Here is a 24701-nt window from a genome sequence, read left to right as displayed (position 1 = left end):
CCCCTTTCGGCCGGGGGGGCCCGCCCCACCGGCGGGGGGCCGGGGCGGGGGGGGGGGGCGGGGCCCCGCGGTGGTTCGAGGGAACCGGTCAGGCGGTGTTGGGGTAGACCGCCCAGCGCTGGTTGGCGTTGCCGTTGCACTGCCAGAGGCCGGGGACGGTGCCATTGGCGTCGTTCCAGCCAGGGAGTTCGAGACACGCGTTGGCAGCAGGGTTGTAGAGCTCACCGTTGTCGCGCACGGTCCAGACCTGCCCGGAGGTTCCGGTGTAGCCGGTCGGCCCGGTGGTCCCTGCGCAGTCCACGATGGCGACCGGCGTGCCCCAGGCGAACTTGTTGTCCCGCGGGGCGACGCACCGGCCACCGGTGCGCAGGGTGCCGTCGGAGGCGAAGGTGAACTTCTGGTTGGTGCCATTCCAGCAGTTGTAGAAGCCCAGGTTGCCGCCGTTCGGGGCACCGTAGTTGTCGAGGCAGCGGTTCGGGTTGTAGTCGGACCGGATGTTGTAGCTCACCGGCGAGGGGGCGGGCAGTGACCTCGGCGTGCCGAAGAGGGGCTGGCCGCCCACCGGGGCGGCGCCGAGGTACTGGGTCAGGGTGCCGTTGGGGGAGGTGGTGATCAGGTCGGGGTTGCCGTCCCCGTTGATGTCACCGGGCGAATCGACGGTCGGGAAGAACGCCGAGCCGAGACCGAGCGGCAGCACGGTGCGGGCCTCCGGGACCGTCCACTGCTCGGCCGCGGCGTCAAGGCACGTAAAGATGGCCAGGTGGTTGCCGGCGCTGGCGTTGGCCCCCGGGACGTCGAGGCACTTGCCCGAGTTAGGGTTCGTCAGCCTCTTGGTCGTGGGGTCGTAGACCCACTTCTGGGCAGCGGTGTTGTTGCAGTCCCAGAGGTTGACGGGCGAGCCGTTCGCGGAGGCGCCACCGGTGACGTCGAGGCACTTGCCGAGGACGTGCAGCGACCCGTCGGTTCCGAGGGTGAACGCCTGGTTGCCGGAGATTCCCTGCTCCGGGCAGTTCCACAGCATGGCGGCCGTGCCGTTGGTCGTCCAGCCGTGGTCGATGTCGACGCACATGCTCTTGCCGTTGGCGTCCTTGAGGGCGCTCACCAAGGGCTTGGCAGCGGGCACCGGCAGGGCGGCGAAGCTCGTCTTGAGCGCTCCCGACGGGTCCAGCGGCAGGGGCAGGGTGGTGACCGCGCCCGTGAGGCTGTCACGCCCCCAGAGCGCCGGGGTGCCGCCGACCTTGCCCGGGTACATCAGGGTGAAGCCGCTCCAGTCGTCGCCGGCGGCGCCGAGTTCGACACCGGCCCCGAAGTAGCAGTCATAGCTGGGCGGATAGTAGATCAGACGGCTCTTCTCGATGGTGACGAGGCTAGGCCGTCCCTTGACCGCCGGGGTCGCGTTGACGGCCGTCATCTGGGTGATGTTGCCCCAGGTCCCGTCAATGCCGCGAGGGCACGCACCTCCTGAGGCACCGAGCTGGGTATAGACCTGGGTGAAGTGGCCGGGGGCGCCCTGAGGAACGTGGCCGGAGTCGTTGAAGTAGAGGATCAGCTGCTTCTCGCCCTTGTTGTAGGCGATCAGGTCGTCGACGCTGTTCTCGCTTATCGATCCCCGGTGCGCCAGCAGGTAGTTGTTCCAGCTGTCGTGACGAGGGCTGCGCTCCTGCGTGGAGGCGGTGCCGTACTGGGCCGTGAAGTCGCTGTTGCCGGTGATCAGGGCCAGCGAACCGTCGGTGGACGGAACCAGGTAGTCGGGGGTCCCGTCGAAGGTCAGGTCACCGGCGACCACCTTGGTGGCGGGGTTCCACGGGGCGTAGAAGTCGTACGTGGCGGCCTGGGGCTGGGAGTTACCGGCCCAGTCGGTGGAGCGCACGTACAGGCGGTGGCTGCCCCAGGCGTCCGGGTTGAGGACGATCGGGATGTCCGCGTACGCGGTGCCGTCCGGATAGAAGCTGGCCGGCACGGAACCGTAGCCGCCCGGCTGGCTGCTGTCGTCCAGCGAGTACTGGAACTCGCGGACACCGCTGGCAATGCAGCTGCCCCGGGTGCAGCCGCCGGGGACCGGGTCGGTGCTGGTGACCCGAACGGTCGCGCCGGTGTCACCGGCGTGGCCGGTGGGCTTGATCCCGCTGCCCAGCGGGGGAAAGACCGAGGACGGCGGGATGTACGCGACCGTCGGCGCGCTCAGGTCGATGTTGAAGTAGCAGTACGCCGTACCGGGGCTGTCCAGGATCCCGTCGCTGGCCCATGCGTTCCACCCGTACTGGTGGCCGTCCTGCGCGGCGAAGCCCAGGGTGGTGGCACCCCAACCGCTCTGGTTGATGGTCTGGCTGGAGCGCCAGGCCCCGCCGCCGGGATTCCCGTTGGCGTCGGCGGTCATGTTGTCCCAGATGTGGAATCCGACCGCGATGTTGGTGCCGGGCATCGGGGTGGAGGCCCAGGCGTGCAGGACGATGTCGGAGGTGCCGTCCGGCAGCGGCACGGTCTTCCCGATCCAGCCGGGCTGGCCGTTCCCGCACGCGGAGCCGCTGGGGTTCACCGGGTCGGGGCGGGTGTACATCGAGTCGGGCGTGTTCGGCGCGATGTCGTAGCTGACGCGGAGAACCGGGTTGTAGCCGAACCGCATGAAGTGGTGGACGCTGGTCGACGGGTTCTCGTCGCCGACCAGACCGACCGTCCAGGCCTTGATGCCCTGCTGGGCGACCGACCTCACCTGGTTGGTGACCGGAAAGATGACCGTCTGCTCACCGCACCCGAAGTACGCGCTCTTCGGGTACTGGGCGCCGATGTCCTGAACGATGCCCGGCTTGGTGTTCCAGGTGGTGCCGGAGTTGATGCCACCGGTCCACGACAGGTAGAGCGGGGCGGTCGCGTTGCAGTCGTGCGCGGCCGCGTAGGTCTCGGTGAAGTACATGTTCGCTTCGGCGATGTACATCTGGGGAGTGACGGCACTGGTGTCGATCTCGAAGTACGAGCGCTCCGCGCCATAGCAGTTGGTCGAGTAGTGCTGGTAGCCGACACCCTCGCCGTTGGGCTGCTGCACGTCGTACGCCGGCGTGTTGGGGCACCCCTCCATCACCTGGGCGAAGTGGTTGGTGCCAAGCGGCCCGAGCGGCTGGAAGGCCGGGTCGATGTACAGCGGCCAGACCGTGTCCGCGCCCGTGAGCAGGTCCGCGTCCGGGGTCAGGGTCAGGGCCGAGGCATCGGCACTGACGGCGATCGGCTTCACGTGCGAGCCCCGGCCCGGCCCGTCGGTCGACGAGGGATCGCCCGCCGTCGGCGCCGGGGCGCCCTGTGCCGCGTCCCCGGCGGCGGGCGCCGCTGCGGCCGACTTGCCCGTCGGAGCCGACTTGGCCGCCGGAGCCGCCCCGGCCGGTGCCGGGACGTCCGTGGCGGAGTCCCACATGAGCGGGGCGGGCGCCTTGAAGACCGGCGTGCCGTCCGGGGTGGCGGCGGTGATAGCGCCGTGCTCGTCGGTGGAAACGACGAGTCCCTCGGAGGAGGTGCCGAACCGCAGGGACTTCAGAGCCGGGTTGGCGGCGGCCGCGGCGTCCTTGACGACCAGGACCTCCCGCACCCCGCCCTGATTGCCGACCTCCACCCGGAGGTCAACGCCCCGCAGGACATCGGGATAGACGGCGGTGTCGCCGGTCACGGTGGGAGCCGGGAGCGCGACCGGGAAGGTCAGCGCCAGGCGACGGCCGTCCCGGTCGGTGAGGGTCGCCAGCGGCCCGGTGCCGCCGCCGGAGACGGTGACCTCCGAAGGCGCGACCTTCGGCGAGTAGCTCCCGTCCGCGTTGCGGACCAGGCCGGTGTCGATGTCGGCCCATCCACCGGCCTGCTTCACCCGGACCGGCAGCAGGTTACTGGTCAGGGACAGCTTGCCGTCCGGCTGGGCGACGGTGAGCGAGGTCTCGGTCGTCAGCTCGTCGACGGTGACCGGCTTCCCGGTCGACTTGGCCTTCTGTCGGGCGGCCTGGACCGGTCCGGCGGCGGGCCCGGTGAACGCCGGCTCCGGATCGGCGGTCTGACCGGGCGGGAGGGCGAACGGTCGGTCGTCCGCGAACGCGACGGTCGGGGCCGCGCCCAGGACGAGACCGAGCACGCAGGCCGGTGCAAGACGTCTCATCAGACGGCCGCGTATCCGCGGCGCGGATGGACGGATATCTCTCATGGTTTGTCAGTTCGCCTTCAAAGCATGACCGGGCCCGAGAGCGCAGGATCCCATGTGATGCGCATCACATTTACCGGCTCTTTGGGTGGCCTTTGTCCAGTTGTGGGTGCGTTCCCGATTTGGCATCAGCTGATCCGACGTCATTTCCGCCTGCCGGTCGCAGGCGAACGCTATTGCGTCATCGACGGCCTGGCAATAGCGTTCCGGCGATCATGCCGGGACAGCTACAGCCTGGCATCGATGCAGGTCACAGACGTATTTCAATTTCCACTCGCACGGAGGGAAGCGGATGCAACCCAGCTGGGGTTCGTTCACCAGATCACCGATAAGGGGGGGCGGTCGATGGCGAACTACCTTGACAGTCCCCGCCCTCACCGCAGTACTGTCACTCATCGTCCCTCTGGTCGGTGAAGGAGTCGCCTTCACCGCTCAGGCCGCCGACAAGGCGACGGACAAGAAGGAGCGGCCGCTCCCGGAACTCCCGGTCGTCGGCGGCCGGAACGCCGACGGCACGCGGGAGCCCACGAAGCTTCCGCACCCGGAAGGCGCCCGTGAACTGCGGGCCCACAAGTCCGAGGCGGTGCAGTGGCCGAGCGCGGCCGCGGTCACCGTCGACCTGAAGAACCGGCCTGACCTCGTCGCCGCGAGGGGCGGCGCCGCCACGGCGGTCCGGGCCGGTGACACCCCGGTCCTGCTCGGCACGTCGGCCCCTGGCCGGGGTTCCGGCAAGGCGGGCGCCGCCAACGCCCCGGCCGCCGATGCGCCCCCCACCGCCGACGGGACCTCCGGTATCCCCGGCGCCGTCGAGGTGGTGGTCGCCGACCGCGCCCGGACGGAGCAGGCCAACGTCAACGGCATGCTGGTCGGCCTCAAGCCCGTCGACACCGGCGCCGGTTCCGGCCAGGGCGCCTCAAGCCTCGAAGTCTCGCTCGACTACGGCTCGATCGCCGACGCCTACGGCGGTGGCTTCGCCTCTCGCCTCCGACTGGTCACGATGCCCGAGTGCGCGCTGACCACCCCTGAGCGCTCCGAGTGCCGCACCCGTCAGCCGGTCGCGTCGACCACGGACCCCGCCACCCAGCGGATCAGCGGCACGGTCGCCCTCCCCGGCACCACCGGCACCTCCCCCGCCAAGCCCGCCGTCGGCGAGGCCCCTGCGGGAGCCCCGCTCGACACCGTGCGGTCGCTCGCCTCCGGCGGAGGCATCGCCCTCGCGGCGGTCGCCGAGGCCGACGGCTCCCAGGGCTCCTACACCGCCACCGACCTCTCCGCCACCGGCAGTTGGTCGCAGAACGCCTCGGGCGCCTTCACCTACTCCTACCCGATCACCATGCCCCCCTCGCTGACCGGGACCGGTCCGAGCGTGGCGCTGTCCTACGACTCGCAGGCGGTCGACGGAAAGACCTCCGCCCGCAACTCGCAGGCTGGCTGGATCGGTGACGGCTGGGCGTACAGCCCCGGCTACATCGAGCGGTCCTACAAGTCGTGCAGCACCGCCGGCATCGACGGCTCCGCCGACGAGTGCTGGGCCGGCTGGCGCGCCACACTGTCCCTCGGCTCCCACTCCGGTGAGCTGATCCAGGACGCGAACGGCGTCTACCACCTCCAGGGCGACGACGGCACCCGGATCGAACGGCTGACCGGCGCGGCCAACGGACTGTGGCAGGGCGAGTACTTCAAGGTCACCGTGACCGACGGCACCGCCTACTACCTGGGCCTCAACCACGCTCCCGGCACCACCTCCGACCCCGCCACCAACAGCGCTTGGGGCGTCCCGGTCTACCACCCCAACAGCGGCGACCCCTGCTACACCGCCGCCAAGGGCAAGAACTCCCAGTGCGACCAGCAGCCCGGCTGGCGCTTCAACCTGGACTTCGTCGTCGACCCGCACGGCAGCCTCCAGCGCTACGACTGGGCCGCCGAGACCAACCGCTACGCGATGGGCGCCGGCCAGGCCTCCGCCACCGGCGGCAGCGGCACCCTCGCCCCCTACACCCGCGGCGGCTACCTCACCCGCGTCTCCTACGGCTACCAGCTCGCCGACGCCCTCGCGGGACGCGAGCCCTCCGCCCGCATCACCTTCGACACCGCCGAGCGCTGCGTCGTCTCCGACACCGCCTGCCGGCCGGAGAACCTCTCCACGGCCACCGCCAAGGACTGGCCGGACGTCCCTTACGACCTCACCTGCCCCGACGGCTGGCCCACCAGTGGCACCGGCACCAACGTCTGCCGCACCGCTTCGCCGACCTTCTGGTCGACCAAGCGCCTGCGCGCCATCGGCACCGAGCTGCGCGCGCCGGACGGCTGGAAGAACGTCGACCGCTACGACCTCAAGCAGATCTTCGCGGCCGCCGGCGGAGCCATCGATCCGGCCACCGGCAGCAACCCCGCCACCGGCGTGCAGGCCGTCCTGTGGCTGGCCGAGATCCGGCATACCGCTCTCGACACCACGGCGGGCGGCAGCGGCCAGATCGCCCTGGACCCGGTGACCTTCGCCGGCACCATGACCGACAACCGCGTCGACGGCCTCACCCCGGCCGCACCGCCGCTGTACCGGCCGCGCGTCATCGGCGTGAACACCGAGTCCGGCACGTCGATCGCCGTCACCTACCGGGACGCCGAGTGCTCGCGGGTCAAGGGCACCATGCCTGCCTCGGCCGACAGCAACACGATGGCCTGCTACCCGGTCTACTGGACCCCCGCGCACGCTGTCGAACCGATCGCCGACTGGTTCCAGAAGACCCTGGTCGCCAAGGTGACCGCCACCGACACCACGACCGCCAACTCCCCTCCCCGGGAGACCTCCTACAGCTACGGCGGCGGCGCGGCCTGGCACCGCGACGACTCCGACCTGACCGACGACCAGTACCGCACCTGGAACGAGTTCCGCGGCTACCGCACCGTCACCACCACCTCCGGGTCCGAGCCCGACCCTGTCAGCCAGAGCACCGTCTCCTACTTCCAGGGCATGGACGGCGACTACAAGGCCGACCACACCGCCCGGAGCGTCAGGCTGAAGAACTCCCTCGGCGAGGAGACGGTCGACAGCGCGTGGCTGGCCGGCACCCCGCAGGAAACCGTCGTCTACGACCAGGCCGGCGGAAACCCCGTCGCCAAGCAGTTCAACGAGGTGTCGGCCACCAAGGTCCCCGATCTCAAGCGGGACCGGACCGCCTGGACCTCGAAGAAGCCCGCCCCGGCCCTCTCTCCCCTTCCGCCGCTGGAAGCGGTCCGGACCTCCCAGACGAGCATCCGCTCCTCCGCACTGCTGGAGAACGGCACCTGGCGCACCGGACGGGCCGTCACCGACCTCGACAGCTGGGCCCGTCCGGTGAAGGTCGACACCCAGCCGGACCTGAGCACACAGGACGCCCGCAGCTGCAGCACCACGACGTACGTGGCGCCGCCGGCGAGCAACCCGCTGATGCTCAGCTACCCGAGCCGCACCCTGACCGTGGCCGGAGCCTGTGGCACCACCACGACCGGGTCCGACACCAAGACGATCAGTGACCGCAGGCTCATCTACGACGGCAACGCGGACCTGGGCAACCCCGGCGCCGCCGACGTCCTCGGGCAGAACGGCACCACGCTCGGCTACGTCACCGCCACCCAGGAGGCCAAGTCCTACGACGCGCAGGGCAACCCGACCTACCGGACCGTCGACGCCCAGGCCTTCGACGGCTACGGGCGAGTCGTCCGTGCCGTCGACGAGACCGGCGCCGCCGAACAGACCGCCTACACTCCGGCGATTGGTACCCTGCCCACCGAGGTCGCGACCACCAACCCGCTCAACTGGACGAGTCGGAGCACCCTCTCCCCGTCCCGCGGTCTGGTGACCCGGGCCGCCGACTCCAACAACCGGCTGACCGACTCCACCTACGACGCGCTCGGCCGCCGCACGGCGGTCTGGCTCCCCGGCAATGCCAAGGATGCCGGCCGGCCCGCCGACCACACGTTCGTGTACGACATGCACGGTGTGAGCGCCGTTCCGAACGTGCGGGCCCAGGCCCCGAGCGTGACCACCCGGTCGCTGACCGAGCTGGGCAACCGAGCCACCTCCGTCACCATCTACGACGCCTTCCTGAAGCCCCGGCAGACCCAGGCCACCCCGGCCAACGGCGTTGCTGGCCGCGTCCTCACCCACACCCGCTACGACCGCCGCGGTCAGGTCACCAAGGCCACCGAGGCCTGGTACGACGAGAAGCGCGGCGGTCCGAGCACCACCCTGTTCGAGGAACTGGACAACGAGTCCCCCTCCCAGATCAGGTACGTCTACGACGGCCGGGGCCGACAGACCGCGGCGAAGCAGTACAGCCGCGGCACGGAGCTGTGGCAGAGCGCCACCGCCTACAAGGGCGCCGACCGCACCGACACCACCCCGCCCAACGGCGGTACGCCCAGCACCGTCTTCACGGACGCGCTCGGCCGCACCGTCTCCTCCGTGCTCCACGGCGGAACGGGCACCGGTGACGTGACCACGGGCTACACCTTCGACGCCCGGGGAAATCTCGCCACCATCAAGGACAACGCGGGCAACACCTGGTCCTACACGTACGACCTCCAGGGCCGCCGCGTCTCGCAGTCCGACCCCGACGCCGGTAGCTCCAGCACCAGCTACAACGAGGTCGGCCAGATAGCCAGCACCACCGACGGGCTCGGCAAGCAGCTGTCCTTCACCTATGACGGGCTCGGCCGCACCACCGGCCGCTACGAGGGCACCAACACGGGTGACCAGAGCAAGCTGCTCGCCTCCTACACCTACGACACGCTCGCCAAGGGCTACCTGACCTCAAGCACCCGCTACGTCGGCGGCGCCGCCGGCAGTGCGTACGTCCAGAAGGTCGACGGCTACACCGCCCGCTACCAGGCCACCAGCACCACGACCACCGTACCGGCGGCCGAGGGGCGCCTCGCGGGCAGCTACACCCAGACCGCCCACTACACGGACAACCTGGGCCTGTCCGCAGGCTTCCGCTACAACGCCGATGGCGGCCTGCCCGCCGAGAACGTCGTCTACAACCACGACGACCTGGGCGAGATCCTCGCCGTCAACTCGTCCATCGGTCCACTTCTCGACCGCGCCAACTACAACCCGCTCGGCCAGCTGCTGCGCTCCCAGTACGGCAACAGCGGCGCGCTGATCCGCACCGCCCGCACGTACGACGACATCACGCGGCGGGTGACGACGAGCAGCGTCCAGTTCCAGGAGGCGGACGCCAACCCGATCTCGCACACCACCTACGGCTACGACCAGTCGGGCAAGCTCACCAGCACCTCGGAGCTGCAGTCCTCCGGCAGCGTCGACCAGGCGTTCGACACCCAGTGCTTCCGCTACGACGGCCTCAACCGTCTCACCGAGGCCTGGACCGACACCTGGGGCGTCAGCACGCCGACCGGGGGCGCGGTCTCGCAGTGCAACAACAGCAACCCCGCCCCGGCCAGCCTCGGCGGCCCGGCCCCGTACTGGCAGACCTTCCAGTACAACCAGCTCGGCGGCCGCACCCAGCACGTCCGGCGCGACGTGACGGGCGACACCGCCCGTGACGTCACCCAGACGATCGCCTACCCGGGCAACGGCACCACCCCGGCCGCCAAGCCGAACAGCGCCACCAGCGTCACCACCCGGACCGGTCAGGCCACCAACCAGTACGCCTCGGTCATGACCGCCGCCGACGGCTCCGCGCTCTGCATGGACGTCGCGGGCGGCCGGACCGCGGACGGCACCGCCGTCCAGACCTGGAGCTGCAACGGCACCGGCGCACAGCGCTGGACCCGCCCGACCGACGGCACCCTGCGATCCCTCGGCAAGTGCGCCGCCCCGGTCGGGGCGCCCGGCTCGGGCACCAAGATCGCAATGACCACCTGCAACGGCAGCAGCGGACAGCGGTGGCAGGACGGCGGCAACGGCGCCATCGTCCACACCGACTCCGGCCTCTGCCTCGAGATCCCCGGCTGGAACCAGAACCGGGGCACCCAGCTCGGCCTCTGGAGCTGCTACCCCAACCCCAACCACCGGTGGACCGCCACCGCCAACCCGCTCACCGGCCCGGCCTACACCGCCACGCTGACGCCGCAGTACGACGCCGCGGGCAACACCACCTCGCGCGCGCTGAACAGCACGGGTACCCTGCAGTCGGCCGCATCTGCCACGACCCCGATCTGCCTGGACGCCACCGGCGGCAACAGCGCCAACGGCAACCCGGTCGGGATCTGGGGCTGCGTGGGCGGCGCCGCCGCCGAAGAGTGGACGCTGGCCCCGGACGGCACCCTGCGCGCCCTCGGCGCCTGTGCCCGCCCGGTCGGCGGCCAGGGCGGCGGAGGCACGCCGATCGAGCTCTGGGCCTGTGACGGCAGCGCCGGCCAGCGCTGGCAGGCCGCCGCCAACGGCAGCCTCGTCCACAGCTCCGGCCTCTGCCTGGACATCCCCGGCGGCAACACCGCGTTCGGCACCCGGGTGACGCTGTGGTCCTGCAACCAGGGCCCGAACCAGAAGTGGGCCACCGGCACCGGCACCCAGCCCCTAGCCGGTGCCACCCAGGCCTTCACCTACAACATCGAAGGCCGCACCGAAACCGTCACCACCCCCAACGGCGGTGCGAGCAACACCAGCACCTACCTCTACGACGCCAACAACGAGCTGCTCATTCAGCGCGGCCCTGACGGCACCATCCTCTACCTGTTCGGCGGCGCCGAACAGCTCACCCTGTCCCGCGACGGAACCACCGTCACCGGCGAGCGCCGTATCCAGCAGCCCGACGGCACCACCGTCGTCCGCTCCAGCAACGGCGCCCTGAACTACCAGTTCAACAACCCGCAGAACACCTCCACCCTTCAGGTCGACGCCGCCACCAGGACCATCACCCGGCGCCCGTTCGACCCTTACGGAAACGTCCGCAGCGGCCTCCAGCCGTCTGGCTGGTCCGGCAACCGCGGCTACCTCGGCCAGCCGGTGGACGCCACCAGCGGTCTCAACCTGCTCGGTGCCCGCAACTACGACCCGGTCCTCGGCCGTTTCCTGACGGTCGACCCGCTCCTCGCGGCCGGCAACCCCGACCAGATGGGCGGCTACTCCTACAGCAGCAACGACCCGGTCAACCGCTCCGACCCGAGCGGCCTCATCGACGGCGACTGCTGGGAGGGACGCTGCCACGGCCACTACAGCGGCCGCGGCGCGGAGGAGGTCAACTTCGACGGCTCTCCCAAGGTCGTCGACCGCGACTACGCCGTCCAGCAGGAAGAGCAGAAGTGGATCTTCCTCGGGGATGACATCGCTATCCCCAACTCGAAGGACGTCGGCGAGCTCATGGGTGTCTTCCGTGACGAGCGCGCCAAGGACGAACGGAAGAACTTCGGCCTGGACCTGTCCCCGTCGAACCTCCGCGGAGCAATGTCGCGTGCCTGTGCACGCGTCAAGTCCTGCAACGAGGCGCAGTTGCTGGTCAGCACCACGGTGCAGCTGGTCGCGCTCGGCGAGATCACCGGCTCGGACCGCGGCAGCCTCGGCAAGGGCGGCAAGGGCAAGATCACTCGTTCGACCTCCAACACCGGCCGCTCGGACAACGGCGCCAAGACGGGCCAAGGCCGCTCCACCAACCCGAGCACCCCGCAGTCCGAGAAGTCCGTCGCCGCCCAGCGGCGGGCCACGAAGTGCGAGACGCCCAACTCGTTCCCCGGCGATGTCCTGGTACTCCTGGCTGACGGCACCACCAAGCAGATCGCCGACATCCAGGTTGGCGACGAGGTCCTTGCCTCCGACCCGGAAGCCGGACAGACGTCAGCCGAACCGGTCACCGACCTCATTTTCGGCGAAGGCCTGAAGAATCTCGTCACCATCACCCTCTCCCAGGGCGCCTACGAGCGCCCTGTCCAGCTCACCGCCACGGACGGCCACCCCTTCTGGGTTGACTCCCGGGGCGAGTGGATCGAGGCCACCAACCTCAACCCCGGCGATGCCCTCCAGTCCCCCGACGGCTCCACCTCGCAGGTTCTCGCAGTCAACCGCTGGACCCAGCAGCAGGCCGTCCGCAACCTCACCGTGGCCGACCTCCACACGTACTATGTGATGGCTGGGGGCACACCAGTACTCGTTCACAACTGCCCCACGGCGCGGAACACTCCTCGGGGCTATCCGGACCGGGAACTCCCGCGGAACCCCCGGACTGGTGAGCCGGATCCTGACCCTGCAGCCGCCGGGTATCCACACACGCAACTTGGAGTGAAGAACAGCAAGCGGAATCCCCCCTATGCTCAGGCCCGAGAATTCGATGCGGATGGCAGGCCGGTGAGGGATGTGGACTTCACTGACCACGGGAGGCCTCAGAATCATGACAATCCGCACCAGCACAGGTGGAATGAAAACGCAACCGGCGGCACTCGTAGCCGAGGTGTCCCAGAGCCGATGGATCCGTGACCGGTGAATGAAGTTCTCGAATTTCGAATGCTCGACGCCAAAGGCCAGGAAGTCAGGCTCGAAAGCCTGCTTTCCCTGGTGCCGGAAAACGACTGGGTATGGTCCATCCTAGAATTCGACGGGATTCTGCTAGAGGGGACCGAACTTGGATATGCAGAGATCCAGGAGAAGGTGAATTCCTCTCCGCACGGCTACGCCATGCCGTGGACACAGATCGGAGAATTTGCAGCAGGAATTCGACAGTGCTTCGAGCTATTGCTCGTGGCATCAAAGAGCGGCCTTGCGATCAATCCGGAACAGCTGACCAAGATGGATTTCTCCGCTTTTCCCCTGGTTCTGACTGCGAGCGACAGTACGTGGTGGACGGTGCAATTGGCCACCGACGTCCAAGAGGCCTCCGACTTGGCGAATCAGCTTCGGGCAATCTACGAAATTGAAGGGGAGAGGAAGGACAGCACCCGACGGTAGCAGGTGAGGTCGCCCCCGACACTCTTCCAGTCAGCAGATTGTCAGGGCTGACTGGCGGCAGCCGCCAGCATCTTTTCAGCAAACCGAGGTCCCGTCGGAAGCATTCCGGCGGGACCTCGGTGGCGTGATCTGGAGGGTTCCCCGACCCCGTCGCGAGCCCGCGGCAGGGTCGGGGAACCGGTCAGGCGGTGTTGGGGAAGAGCGTCCAGCGCTGGTTGGCGTTGCCGCTGCAGCCCCAGATCACCAGGGCGGTGCCGTTGGCGTCGTTCCAGCCGGGCAGGTCCAGGCAGGCGCCGGCGGCGGGGTTGAAGAGCGAGCCGTCGACCCGCTGCGTCCAGATCTGGCCGCTGGTGGCGCGGCAGTCCGCGAAGACCACCGCGGTGCCCCAGGAGGTCAGGTCGCCCTGGACGGTCACACAGCGGTCGCCGCTGCGCAGGGTGCCGTTGGAGGGGAAGCTGAACTTCTGGTTCGCACCGTTCCAGCAGTCGTAGAGGCGCAGGCTGCCGCCGTCGGGCGCGCCGAAGTTGTCGAGGCAGCGGCCCGGGTTGTGGACGGAGCTGATGTTGTAGCCGGGCTTCTCCTCCACGACCTCCTTCGGCACGGCGAACCGGGGCAGGCCCGCCTCCGGGGCGGTGCCGAGGAAGCAGAGCAGCCTGCCGTCGGAGACGGTGGCGATCAGGTCCGGGTACCCGTCGGAGGTCATGTCACCGGACGCGTCCAGGGCGGGGAAGACGCTCGCGGCGAGCCCGAGCGGCAGCGCCGGGAGGGCGGTGGGAGCCGCCCAGCGCTGGGCCGGGCCGTCGTTGCACTCCCCGATCGCCAGGCGGGTGCCTGCCTCGGATGCGCCGGGCGCTCCGAGGCACTTGCCCGAGTTCGGGTTCTTCAGCGTGCCCGGGAAGGGGCCGGTGACCCACTTCTGGGCCGGGCTGCTGTTGCAGGACCAGATGTTGACGGGCGAGCCGGAGGCGGTGGCGCCGCCGGTGACGTCGAGGCACTTGCCGAGGACGTGCAGCAGGCCGTCGGTGCCGAGGGTGAAGGCCTGACCGGGGGCGGCGCCCTGGTCGGAGCAGTTCCCCAGGACGGCGGCGGTGCCGTTGGCCGTCGCGCCGTCGGCGATGTCGGCGCACAGGGCCGCCCCGGCGGCGTCCTTGAGCGCGGAGGCCAGGGGCTTGTGGGCGGGCGCTGCCAGGGGGGTGAAGCCGGTGGCGGGCTTGCCCGCGGCGTCCAGCGGCAGGGCCAGGCCGGTGACGGCCCCGGTCACGGAGTCCCGCACCCAGAGCGTCGGCGCGCCGTTGACCTCGCCGGGCGACATGAGGGTGAAGCCGGTCCAGTCGGTGCCGTCGGTGCCGAGCTCGACGCCGTCGCCGATGTAGCAGAGGGTGTTGGAGGGGTAGTAGCGCAGGTGGCCGTTCTCGATCGTGACAAGACCGGTCCCTCCGGTACCCCACTGGACGGCCGTCATCTGGGAGACGTTGTTCCAGGTGCCGTCGATGCCCCTGTCGCACACACTGCTGGTGCCCAACTGGACGGAAGTGCCGGTGAAGTGCCCGGCGGTGCCGTTCGTGTTCGCGTCGTTGACGTAGACGTAGAGCTGCTTCTCCGTCTTGTGGTAGGCGATCAGCGAATCGCCGCTCCCGATGACCGCACCGCGGTGGGCCAACAGGTAGTTGTTCCAGTTGTCCTGGCGGGGGCTGCGGCTCGCCGGGGAGGCCGTCTCCGGTCCGCCCGTGGCGCTGCCGCCCCGGACCAGGGTCAGCGAGCCGTCGGCGGCCGGTAGCAAGGAGTCGGGAAATCCGTCGAAGTCGACGTCGCCCGCGACGGGCGTGGTGGTGGTCGTCGCGCTGGAGGTCTTCGGCCCGGACTCGCTCGCCGCCGTGGGGGCGTCCGCGAACGCGGCTCCGGGCGCGGCCAGCACGAGGCCGGCCGCGCACAGCGGCGCCAGGCCTCTCGCCAGCAGGCCGCCCGGCCTTCTGGGGGGACGGGAATCACGCATGATCTGTCAGTTCGCCTTCGCAGCAGGGCCCCCTCGGCCCGGGTCGGACCGGCACCTGCCGCGGCACGGGCGACCGGTGAACGTAGGGGGTTTGTCCGATGGGTGCCCAGGCCGATCGTGTGTCAGGTGACGGGATCTCACCCGGGCGATCGGTGCGCGGTCGAACGTTAGTGTGTCCGAAGGAGAGCTGGCAATCGGTTTCCGTGATCGCCGGGCGGCGTCCACCGGGGCGAACGCCGCTGGTCACGGGTACGTCGCGGGGAGCGGCCGCGAAGAACGGCACGGCCCCGGCCGGGGGGTCCGGTCGGGGCCGCGCGCGTCGGGGCGGTTCGGGGTCAGGGGTCAGCGGAGGTCGAAGATCAGGCGGGCGGAGACCTTGCCGGTGAGGACCTCGTCGAAGCAGGTGTTGACGTCCTCCAGCCGGCGGGTCTCGCGGATGACCCGGGTGCGGCCGAGGGCGTGGAGCTGGAAGACCTCGGCGAGGTCCTCGCGGGTGCCGACGATGGAGCCGATGACCTTGGTGCCGTTGAGGACGGTGTCGAAGACCGGCAGTTCGAGCTTGCCCTCGGCGGGGAGGGCGACCAGGACGAGGCTGCCGCCGCGGCGGAGAGCACCGTAGGCCGCCTGGAAGGAGGCGTTGCTGACGGCCAGGGCGATCGCGGCGTGGGCGCCGCCGAGCTTCTGGACCTCGGCGGCGACGTCGACGGCGCGGGCGTCCAGGACGTGGTCGGCGCCGAGCTCGCGGGCCAGGGCGAGCTTGTCGTCGGTGACGTCGACGGCGATCGTCTCGGCGCCGGCGATCCGGGCGTACTGGAGGGCGAGGTGGCCGAGGCCGCCGATGCCGGAGATCAGGACCCGGGTGCCGGGGCCGGCGCCGGAGACCTTGAGGGCCTTGTAGGTGGTGACGCCGGCGCAGGAGAGGGGCGCGGCGTCGAGGGGGTCGATGCCGTCGGGCACGGGGACGACGTAGTCGCCGTGGGCGAGGGCGTACTCGGCGTAGGCGCCGTCGACGGAGTAGCCGCTGTTGTGCTGCCGGGTGCAGAGGGTCTCCCAGCCGGAGACGCAGTGGTCGCAGCGCCCGCAGGCGTCGGCGAGCCACGGGATGGCCACCCGCTCGCCGACCCGGACGTGGCGGACCTCGGCGCCGGCCGCCTCGACGATGCCGACGCCCTCGTGGCCGGGGACGAAGGGCGGGTTCGGCTTGACCGGCCAGTCGCCGTGCGCGGCGTGGATGTCGGTGTGGCAGAGGCCGGAGGCCTCGATCCGCACCCGCACCTGGTGCGGGGCGGGGTCCGGCACCGGGCGCTCCTCGATCACGAGCGGCTGGGTGAAGTCGTGGACGACGGCGGCCTTCATGGTTCTGCTCCTGCCCTTCGTACCGGCGGGGCCGTTCCCGATCCGGGGACCCCGTTCACCTCCATCCCACGTCACCGGGGGCCGGGCCGCCAGGGCCGGACGGGTGAACCCGCGGGGACCATGGTCCCCTGGCGGCCGGGGACTTTGGTGGGTACCCGCAGCATTCGATGTCGCAGCCCCCGGGTACTGTCCCTGACGGTGATCAATCACCCGGCCGCGCCGGTGGGGCGGGCCGCGACTTGAGGGGGACTCAACCGTGTTGTTCGGACACACTTCCGCACCGCAGCGGTGGCGCGGCGCCGCCGCCGCACTCGCGGCCGCAGCCCTGGTGGGTGGCGCGGCGGGCACGGCACAGGCCGCACCGGCCGCCGATCCGCTCAAGAACGTCTCCTACCTCGGCCACGCCTTCTCCGTTCCGGAGAACTGGCCGGTGGTCGACCTGACCACCGATCCGACGGCGTGCGTGCGGTTCGACCGCCACGCCGTCTACCTGGGCACGCCCGGCGCCGAGCAGAACTGCCCGGCCGGGCTGACCGGCCGCACCGAGGCCCTGCTGGTCGAGCCCGCCGCGGACGGCGGGGCCGCCGGCACCACCGTGAACGCCCTGGGCCACGAGGTGGTGGCCGAGGCGCCCGGGATCCGGGCGACCGGCACCTACGACACCGACCAGGCGCTGGTCCGCCGCGTCCTGGCGAGCGCCGGGCTGCCGACCGGCGCGCCGAAGGGCGCCCCGGCCAAGGGCTCCCCGAGCAAGGGCGCCCAGGCCAAGGGCTCGGCGCCCGCCGCCGGTGCTCCCCTGGCCGGCGCTCCCGCCGCCGCCGCGGCGACGCTCAGCTCCGCCGCCGCGGACCTGACCAACTACACCGGCCTGGGCTTCGACGCCTGCACCGCGCCGGACAACACCCTCATGGACGCGTGGGTCACCGGCTCGCCGTACCGGGCGGTCGGCGTCTACATCGGCGGCGCCCGCCGGGCCTGCGCACAGCCCAACCTGACCGCCTCCTGGGTCCAGCGCCAGGCCAACGCCGGCTGGAAGTTCCTGCCGCTGTACGCCGGCACCCAGGCGCACCAGATCGTCTCGCCGGACGCCGAGGGCCGCGCCGCCGCCGACGACGCCGCCACCCAGGCCGCCGCCCTCGGGTTCGGCACCGGCTCGCTGCTGTACTTCAACATGGAGTCGTACAAGGTCGACCTGTACTCGGCCAAGGTCCTGCCGTTCGTGTCCGCCTGGTCCGCCCGGCTGCACGAGCTCGGCTACAACGCCGGCTACTACAGCAGCAGCTCGACCGGCATAGCCGACCTGGTGGCCCACCAGGGCAGCGGGTACACCATGCCCGACGCGCTGTGGACCGCCAACTGGAACAACGACCAGACCACCAACGACCCGCGGATCCCCGCGTCGCTCTGGGCCAACCACCAGCGGGTGCACCAGTTCCAGGGCAACATCGAGGAGACCTGGGGCAACCGGAAGCTCCCGATCGACCAGAACTACCTGGACGTCCAGCTCTCCGCCCGCACCCCGGGCCGCTCCCTGGTCGGCGTGTACCGCCCGTCCACCCGGCAGTTCTTCACCGCCGACGCCAACGGCGGCGTCGCCGGCTCCACGACGTTCGGCGACCCGGGCGACCGCCCGCTGACGGGTGACTGGAACGGCGACGGCCGGGACACCATCGGCATCTTCCGCCCGTCCACCAACCTCTTCGCCCTGTCGAACGACCAGGGCAGCACGGTGGCGGTCTCCCAGCAGCTCGGCACCACCGGCGAGGTCCCGGTGGTGGGCGACTGGGACGGCAACGGCACCGACACCATCGGTGTGTTCCGCCCCTCCGACGCCAAGTTCTTCCTCACCAACGACAACGCCACCGTCAGCATCGTGGTGGCGATGGGCAACCCCAACGACGTCCCGGTCATCGGCGACTGGAACGGCGACGGCCGGGACACCATCGGCGTCTACCGCCCGTCCGCCCAGACCTTCTACCTGAGCGACACCAACGCCTACGGCCAGGTCGACCACCAGCTGGGCTTCGGCAACCCGGGCGACACGCCGATCGTCGGCGACTGGGACGGTGACGGGACCGACCAGGTCGGCGTCTTCCGCGGCTCCGAGGTGACCTTCTACGGCGCCGCCAAGGACTACCCGTCGGTGGTCTACAACGTCGGCTTCGGCAACCCGGGCGACAAGCCGATCACCGGCCGCTGGTAACCCCGGCAGGACCGGCGGCAGGACCGGCGGCAGGACCATCCGCCGGCCGTCGGCCGTCGGCCGAGGGCGCTCCGCGCGGTCAGGACTCGCGGTGGACGATGCGGCGGACCAGCTCCGGCACCCACTCGACGTACTCGACCTCCGCGCCGTCGGCGTGGCGGGCGTACAGGAAGCGGCCGGTCGGGGCGGCCGTCTCGGGGGTGGTGACGACGGCCCCGGCGGCCTCCAGGGCCTCGCTCAGCTCGTCCAGGTCGGAGACCACGACGGTCGCCGAGGCGTGCGCGTACTTGGCCCGCTCGGAGGGCGGGCCGGCGATCACCAGGAAGTCACCGATCGCGGCGAGTTCGATCTCGTGGAAGCGGAACAGCAGGTCCGGCTCGGCCCCGGTGAGGGTGCGCAGCAGCGGGAGCGCGTGGTCCACACCGTCGGCCCAGAGCCGCGCATAGGTCTTGAGGATGGCCATGGGTGCTCCGAGTCGTCCGGCGGCTTTCGGTGACGGCTTTCGGTGACGGATTTCGGTGACATCCGGTGTCAATCCGCCGAACGCCGGGTCTCCAACAGGTACCGAATCACCGTAAGCGGGTGAACTCCCGGACAGAAGACCGTACTTTGCGGTGCGTCAGTGCCCGTCGGTAACCGACCCGCGACCTCGGGCGGAACTTCCCGTGACCGTCCGGCGGTCCGGCCCCGGCCCGCTCCCCCTCCTCGTCGCTCCTCCTCCGACGGGACCACCCTTGCCTCTTGATACCCCCTGGGGGTATGTTTCCCCTCGCCTCGAAGACATACCCCCACCCGGTATAGGAGAACGTGGTCATGTCCGACTTCACCGCCGCGTCCGCGGCACCCGCCGCGCCGCCCGCGGCCCCCTCGCCCCGCCGCTGGACGGCGCTCGGGCTGATCGCCCTCGCCCAGTTCATGGTGATCATGGACACCTCGATCATCGGGGTCGCCCTGCCCGAGATGCAGTCCGCGCTCGGCTTCACCCAGGAGGGCCTGTCCTGGGTCTTCAACGCCTACGTCGTCGCCTTCGGCGGCCTCCTGCTCCTCGGCGGGCGGCTCTCCGACCTGTTCGGCGCCAAGCGCCTGTTCGCCGCCGGCTGGGTCGTCCTCGCCGCCGGCTCACTGCTCGCCGGCCTGGCCGGGAACCCCGGACTGGAGCTCACCGGCCGCGCCGTCCAGGGCGCCGGCTCCGCGCTGATCGCCCCCGCCGCGCTCACCCTCCTGATCAGCCTGTTCGGCGCGCGTCCGCAGGAGCTGGGCAAGGCGCTCGCCCTCTACGGCGCGGCGGCCCCGGCCGGCGGCACCGCCGGTGTCTTCCTCGGCGGCGTGATCACCCAGTACCTCAGCTGGGAGTGGGTCTTCTACGTCAACATCCCCGTCGCCCTCGGCGTGCTGCTCGCCACGCCCGGTGTGATGCCCGCCGCCCCCGCCCGCCGCGGCTCGGTCGACTGGCTCGGCGCGCTCACCGTCACCGCCGGCCTCGCCGTCTCCGTGTACGCCATCGTCCGCGCCCCGGAGACCGGTTGGGGATCGGCGCGCACCTGGCTGGGGCTGGCCGGCGGCGCGCTGCTGATCCTCGCCTTCGTCGCCCTCCAGGCCAAGCGGCGCGAACCGCTGATGCGCCTCGGCATCTGGCGCAGCCCCAACCTGGCCGGCGCCAACCTCGCCCAGTTGCTGATGGCCGCCGCCTGGATCCCGATGTGGTTCTTCCTGAACCTCTACCTCCAGCAGGTGCTCGGGCTGAAGGCCTTCGCCTCCGGCGCGGCGCTGCTGCCGATGACCGCCGCCATCATGCTGATGATGATCGTGCTGGCGCCCCGGCTGATCGCCCGCTTCGGCCCCAAGCCGCTCATCGTGACCGGTCTGCTGGCCCTGGCCGGCGGCATGCTCTGGCTCTCCTTCGCCCGCCCCGACGGCACCTTCGCGGTGGACGTGCTGCCCGCCTCGCTGCTCGCCGCCGTCGGCATGTCGCTCGCCTTCATCCCCTCGCTCGGCACCGCACTCGCCGTGCCGGACCCGGCCGAGGGCGGGCTCGCCTCCGGCATCGTCAACACCGGCTACCAGATCGGCTCCGCGCTCGGCCTCGCCGCGATGACCGCGCTGGCCGCCGCCAACGGCTCGCGGGAGCTCGGCGACCCGGTCGCGCTGACCGACGGCTTCTCCGCCGCCTTCCTCGGCGCCGCCGCCCTCGCCGTGCTCGGCGCGCTCGCCTCGGCGCTCACCATCCGCACGGCGAAGAGCAGTTGAGCCACCGGGCCGGAGGTCCACACCGAACCCTTCCGACCCGCCCGCTCCCGCTCCCGCCTCCGCCTCCGCCGAACCGGTGGGGGCGGGGGCCTGTCCGGGAAGAGCGCGGGGAACCCCTCCGGGACCCGCTCCGGGAGATCTCCGGGCGCGGTCAGTCCGCAGGAGGATCCGCGCCCGGCCCGGCGCGGCGGAGTCTGGGACCGGGGGGCGGGCCTCATCGACCCGGAGGAACGAATGAAGCGCAGCAGCAGGACAGTTGGACGCGCCGTGGGTGCGGCGGCGGTGGCCGGCGCCCTGGCCGCGGCGGCGGCGGCACCGGCGGCAGCCGCGCCCGGCGGGCCCGCGCACGCGGCGACCAGGGCGGCGATGGAGCGGAGCCTGCGGACCTCCGCGCTTCCCGGCGTGGTCGCCACCGCCGTGGACGCGAAGGGAAGTTGGTCGGCGGCCACCGGCGTCGCGGACACCGCGACCGGACAACCGCGTTCGCCCCGGGAGCGGTTCCGGATCGGCAGCGTGACCAAGCCCTTCGTCGCGACCGTGGTGCTCCAGCTCCAGGCCGAGGGAAGGCTCGGCCTCGACGACACCGTGGAGCGGTGGCTGCCCGGACTGCTGAGCGGCAACGGGAACGACGGATCCGCCGTCACCGTCCGCCAGTTGCTCAACCACACCAGCGGCGTCTTCGACTACGGCGACGATCCCGGAATGGGCGCGACCCTGTTCACCCCGGCCTTCCTGGCCCGGCGCTACGACACCTACAGCCTGGAGCAGTTGGTGCGGATCGCGGTCGCCCATCCCCCGGTCTTCGCGCCGGGGACCTCGTACCGGTACTCCAACACCAACTACCTGCTGGCCGGGATGATCATCGAGCGGGTGACCGGCCACCCGTACGGCGAGGAGGTGGAGCGGCGGATCGTCAGGCCGCTGGGGCTGACCGGGACGAGCGTGCCCGGCACCGCGACCGTCCTGCCCCGACCGCACGCGCGCGGCTACTCGACCCTGTTCGGCGGCTCGGCGACACCCCTGGACGTCACCGAGCTCAACCCCTCGATGGCCGGATCGGCCGGCGAGATCGTCTCCACCACCGCCGACCTGACCCGGTTCCTCTCCGCCCTGATGCGCGGACGGCTGCTCCCCGCCGCCGAGTTGGACGAGATGACCACGCCCGGACCGCACGGCAGCGGCGGGCTCGGCCTGGGCAGCGGGACGCTCTCCTGCGGCGTCACCGTCTGGGGGCACGACGGCGGCATCCACGGGTCGTCGACGCTGGCGCTGACCACCCGGGACGGACGGCACGCCCTGGCGCTCAACACCAACGCCGACTGGTTCCGCGACAAACTCCCGCTGGCCGAGGCCGAGTTCTGCGGCTGATCGGCCGGGTCCGGCCCCGGCGCGCACGGGGCGCGGCGGGGTGCGGACGGGGCGCCGTGCGGACGAGGTGAGGTGGGTCAGGACTCCCGACGGGCCCCTTCCGCCGGGACCGCCCGGTAGACCTGCGGCTCGGCGTACCCGGCCGCCGCGAAGGCGCCGACCACCGCCTCCGCCACCGCGTCTGCCCGCTCCGTCGCCACCAGGGCGATCACCGAACCGCCGAAGCCGCCGCCGGTCATCCGCGCGCCGAGGGCCCCGGCGGCGACGGCGGTGGCGGCCGCGAGGTCGGTCTCCGGGCAGGAGGTCCGGTAGTCGTCGCGCAGCGAGGCATGGCCGGCGGTGAGGATCGGGCCGAGCGCGGCGGGACCGTGCCGCTCCAGCTCGTCGACGGCCCGCTCGACCCGGTCGTTCTCGGTCACCACGTGCCGCACCAGCGGGACCAGGTCGGCGGGGAGCCGCCCGAAGGCGGCGGGCAGGTCCGCGGGGGTGAGGTCGCGCAGGGCGGGCAGCCCGAGCAGGGCCGCGGCCCGTTCGCAGCCGGCTCGCAGGGCGGCGTAGGCGCCGTCGGCGAGGTCGTGCTGCACCCGGGTGTCGAGGACCAGCAGGGTGAGGCCGGCGCCCGCCAGGTCGAGCGGCACGTGCCGGGCGGAGAGGTCCCGCGCGTCCAGGTGCAGGGCGGCCCCGGCGCGGCAGACCATCGAGGCCATCTGGTCCATGATCCCGCAGGGCACGCCGACGAACTCGTTCTCGGCCCGCTGCGCGATCAGCGCCAACTCGGCGGGCTCCAGCCCCAGTTCGTACAGGTCGTTGAACGCGGTGGCGACGGCGCACTCCAGCGCCGCGGAGGAGGAGAGGCCGGCGCCGGCCGGCACGTCGCTGTCGAGCAGCACGTCCGCGCCGCCCACCTCGTGCCCGGCCCGGCGCAGCGTCCACACCACGGCCGCGGGGTAGGCGGCCCAGCCCGCCACGCCGCCCGGGGCGAGCCCGGCGACGTCCAGCTCGACGACCGCTCCGGGCACCCGGGTCGAGGTGAGCCGCAGCACCCCGTCGGCGCGGCGGCGGGCGTAGGCGCGCACGGCCTGCGGGATCGCGATCGGCAGCACGAACCCGTCGTTGTAGTCGGTGTGTTCGCCGATCAGGTTGACCCGGCCGGGGGCCGCCCAGACGCCCTCGGGGGCGTGGCCGTAGAGCTCTTCGAAGGTGCTGCCGAGCGTGCTGCTGCCGGTCGTGGTCATCTCTGCGGTCCTCCGTCGGTGGGGGCGGTGGGGGCGGCGGTGGAGGTGGCGGCGGGGACGGCAGCGGGCACGGTGCCGGCCGCACCGCCGGGCGCGGCCTCGCGCAGGCGCCGGGCGGCGTCCTCCGGGGCGACGTCGTTCATGAACGCCTCCATGCCGGACTCGGTGCCCGCCAGGTACTTGAGCTTGTCGGCCGTCCGGCGGACGGTGAACAGCTCCAGGTGGAGGGCGAATTCCGCCTCCTGCCCGACGGGCGCCTGGTGCCAGGCCGCGATGTAGGGCGCCCGGACCGGGCGGCCGCCGTCGGCGGGGTCGGTGAAGAGGTTGTCGAACCGGCGCAGCAGGTCGAGGTAGACCCGGGCGAACTCGGCGCGCTCGGCCTCGGTGAGGTGGGTGAGGTCGGGAACCCGGCGGTGCGGGTGCAGGTGGACCTCGTAGGGCCAGCGGGCGGCGAAGGGCACGAAGGCCGTCCAGTGCTCCCCTGCGAGGACGACGCGCGAGGAGGTCCGCTCGGCGGCGAGGAGGTCCTCGAACAGGTTGCGGCCGGTGGCGGCGCGGTGGCGGGCGGCCTGCTCGATCATCCGGGCGGTGCGCGGGGTGGTGAAGGGCAGGGCGTAGATCTGGCCGTGCGGGTGGGCGAGGGTCACGCCGATCTCGGCGCCGCGGTTCTCGAAGCAGTACACCTGCTGGACGCCGGGCCGGGCGGAGAGCGCGGCGGTGCGGTCGGTCCAGGCGTCGAGCACCAGGCGGGCGCGGTCCTCGTCCAGCTCGGCGAAGGAGGCCTCGTGGTCGGCGGTGAAGCAGACCACCTCGCAGCGGCCGACGCCGGGGCGGCGGCTGTGCAGCGGGTCGCCGTCGGCGAGCGGCACGGGGTGGGTGCCGGGCTCGCCCGCGAGGGAGGGGAAGCGGTTCTCGAAGACGGCCACCTGGTAGTCGGCCGCCGGGATCTCGCTGAGCCGGCCGTCCCGGCTGGGGCAGAGCGGGCACTCGTCGGCCGGCGGGTGGTAGGTGCGCGCCTGCCGATGGGCGGCGATGGTCACCCAGGCGCCGGTCAGCGGGTCGAGCCGGACCTCGGAGGAGGGCGCGGCGGCGTCCAGCGGCCGCCGGTCGGCGACCGTGCGGTCGGCGGGCGGCGCGCCCCGGTCGTAGTAGATCAGCTCACGGCCGTCGGCGAGTTCGGTGACGGTCCGGGTCGTCGTACCGGCCGGCCCGGCCGGGTCGGTCACCGCTGCGGGCATGACGTGCTCCCT

General features: G+C 71.6%; 11 protein-coding genes. 5 read left to right on the top strand and 6 right to left on the bottom strand.

The genetic code is table 11. From position 1 onward, the window contains the following. Window positions 1-88 precede the first annotated feature (88 nt). Entirely contained in the window at window positions 89-4126 is a 4038-nt protein-coding gene (locus ACFVFS_RS29825) for a ricin-type beta-trefoil lectin domain protein (RefSeq protein ID WP_380627916.1), read from the bottom strand. A gap of 400 nt (window positions 4127-4526) precedes the next feature. Between ACFVFS_RS29825 and ACFVFS_RS29820 the strand changes: the two genes are divergently transcribed. Together ACFVFS_RS29820 and ACFVFS_RS29815 are read left to right on the top strand one after the other, a co-directional pair. Then, on the top strand, window positions 4527-12581 hold the full coding sequence (locus ACFVFS_RS29820) for a ricin-type beta-trefoil lectin domain protein (protein WP_380627914.1): 8055 nt from the start codon (window positions 4527-4529) through the stop codon (window positions 12579-12581). A gap of 3 nt (window positions 12582-12584) precedes the next feature. After that, a complete protein-coding gene (locus tag ACFVFS_RS29815; RefSeq protein ID WP_380627913.1) occupies window positions 12585-13049 on the top strand; it encodes a hypothetical protein in 465 nt (154 codons plus the stop codon). A 181-nt stretch (window positions 13050-13230) separates the two neighbouring features. Here ACFVFS_RS29815 and ACFVFS_RS29810 read toward each other — a convergent pair whose 3' ends face one another. Together ACFVFS_RS29810 and adhP are read right to left on the bottom strand one after the other, a co-directional pair. Beyond that, complete coding sequence (locus ACFVFS_RS29810; protein ID WP_380627912.1) at window positions 13231-15042, bottom strand: ricin-type beta-trefoil lectin domain protein; 1812 nt, start codon at window positions 15040-15042, stop codon at window positions 13231-13233. Between the two features lie 342 nt (window positions 15043-15384). After that, entirely contained in the window at window positions 15385-16398 is a 1014-nt protein-coding gene (gene adhP / locus ACFVFS_RS29805) for an alcohol dehydrogenase AdhP (protein WP_380627911.1), read from the bottom strand. Between the two features lie 256 nt (window positions 16399-16654). Here adhP and ACFVFS_RS29800 point away from each other — a divergent pair, with 256 nt between their 5' ends. Then, window positions 16655-18601 carry a glycoside hydrolase domain-containing protein gene (locus ACFVFS_RS29800; RefSeq protein WP_380627909.1) on the top strand — a complete coding sequence of 649 codons (1947 nt, stop codon included), beginning with the start codon at window positions 16655-16657 and terminating at the stop codon, window positions 18599-18601. Window positions 18602-18680: 79 nt separating this feature from the next. Here ACFVFS_RS29800 and ACFVFS_RS29795 read toward each other — a convergent pair whose 3' ends face one another. Next, window positions 18681-19064 (bottom strand): VOC family protein, encoded by a 384-nt coding sequence (locus tag ACFVFS_RS29795; RefSeq protein ID WP_380627908.1) that lies wholly within the window; start codon window positions 19062-19064, stop codon window positions 18681-18683. Between the two features lie 350 nt (window positions 19065-19414). Here ACFVFS_RS29795 and ACFVFS_RS29790 point away from each other — a divergent pair, with 350 nt between their 5' ends. Next, window positions 19415-20848: an MFS transporter gene (locus ACFVFS_RS29790; RefSeq protein WP_380627907.1), complete on the top strand. Its 1434-nt coding sequence runs from the start codon at window positions 19415-19417 to the stop codon at window positions 20846-20848. Between the two features lie 234 nt (window positions 20849-21082). After that, a complete protein-coding gene (locus ACFVFS_RS29785) occupies window positions 21083-22216 on the top strand; it encodes a serine hydrolase domain-containing protein (protein ID WP_380627906.1) in 1134 nt (377 codons plus the stop codon). Between the two features lie 77 nt (window positions 22217-22293). On the opposite strand, the gene galK is transcribed toward ACFVFS_RS29785, so the two are convergent. Continuing rightward, a complete protein-coding gene (gene galK / locus ACFVFS_RS29780; protein WP_380627905.1) occupies window positions 22294-23451 on the bottom strand; it encodes a galactokinase in 1158 nt (385 codons plus the stop codon). Next, entirely contained in the window at window positions 23448-24689 is a 1242-nt protein-coding gene (gene galT, locus ACFVFS_RS29775) for a galactose-1-phosphate uridylyltransferase (RefSeq protein WP_380627904.1), read from the bottom strand. Before galT ends, galK begins: the two co-directional genes overlap by 4 nt. Window positions 24690-24701: the final 12 nt, after the last annotated feature.

The organism is Kitasatospora sp. NPDC057692 (assembly GCF_042799475.1).
Lineage (GTDB): Bacteria > Actinomycetota > Actinomycetes > Streptomycetales > Streptomycetaceae > Kitasatospora.
Note: the sequence above shows the minus strand (reverse complement) of the source record. Positions and strands in the feature narration are given on the sequence as shown.

What these genes read in the sequence shown, in the direction of transcription:
- ACFVFS_RS29825 (WP_380627916.1), bottom strand. Translation starts at nt 4,126, where the DNA reads ATGAGACGTCTTGCACCGGCCTGCGTGCTCGGTCTCGTCCTGGGCGCG.
- ACFVFS_RS29790 (WP_380627907.1), top strand. Translation starts at nt 19,415, where the DNA reads ATGTCCGACTTCACCGCCGCGTCCGCGGCACCCGCCGCGCCGCCCGCG.
- ACFVFS_RS29795 (WP_380627908.1), bottom strand. Translation starts at nt 19,064, where the DNA reads ATGGCCATCCTCAAGACCTATGCGCGGCTCTGGGCCGACGGTGTGGAC.
- galT (WP_380627904.1), bottom strand. Translation starts at nt 24,689, where the DNA reads ATGCCCGCAGCGGTGACCGACCCGGCCGGGCCGGCCGGTACGACGACC.
- adhP (WP_380627911.1), bottom strand. Translation starts at nt 16,398, where the DNA reads ATGAAGGCCGCCGTCGTCCACGACTTCACCCAGCCGCTCGTGATCGAG.
- ACFVFS_RS29785 (WP_380627906.1), top strand. Translation starts at nt 21,083, where the DNA reads ATGAAGCGCAGCAGCAGGACAGTTGGACGCGCCGTGGGTGCGGCGGCG.
- galK (WP_380627905.1), bottom strand. Translation starts at nt 23,451, where the DNA reads ATGACCACGACCGGCAGCAGCACGCTCGGCAGCACCTTCGAAGAGCTC.
- ACFVFS_RS29810 (WP_380627912.1), bottom strand. Translation starts at nt 15,042, where the DNA reads ATGCGTGATTCCCGTCCCCCCAGAAGGCCGGGCGGCCTGCTGGCGAGA.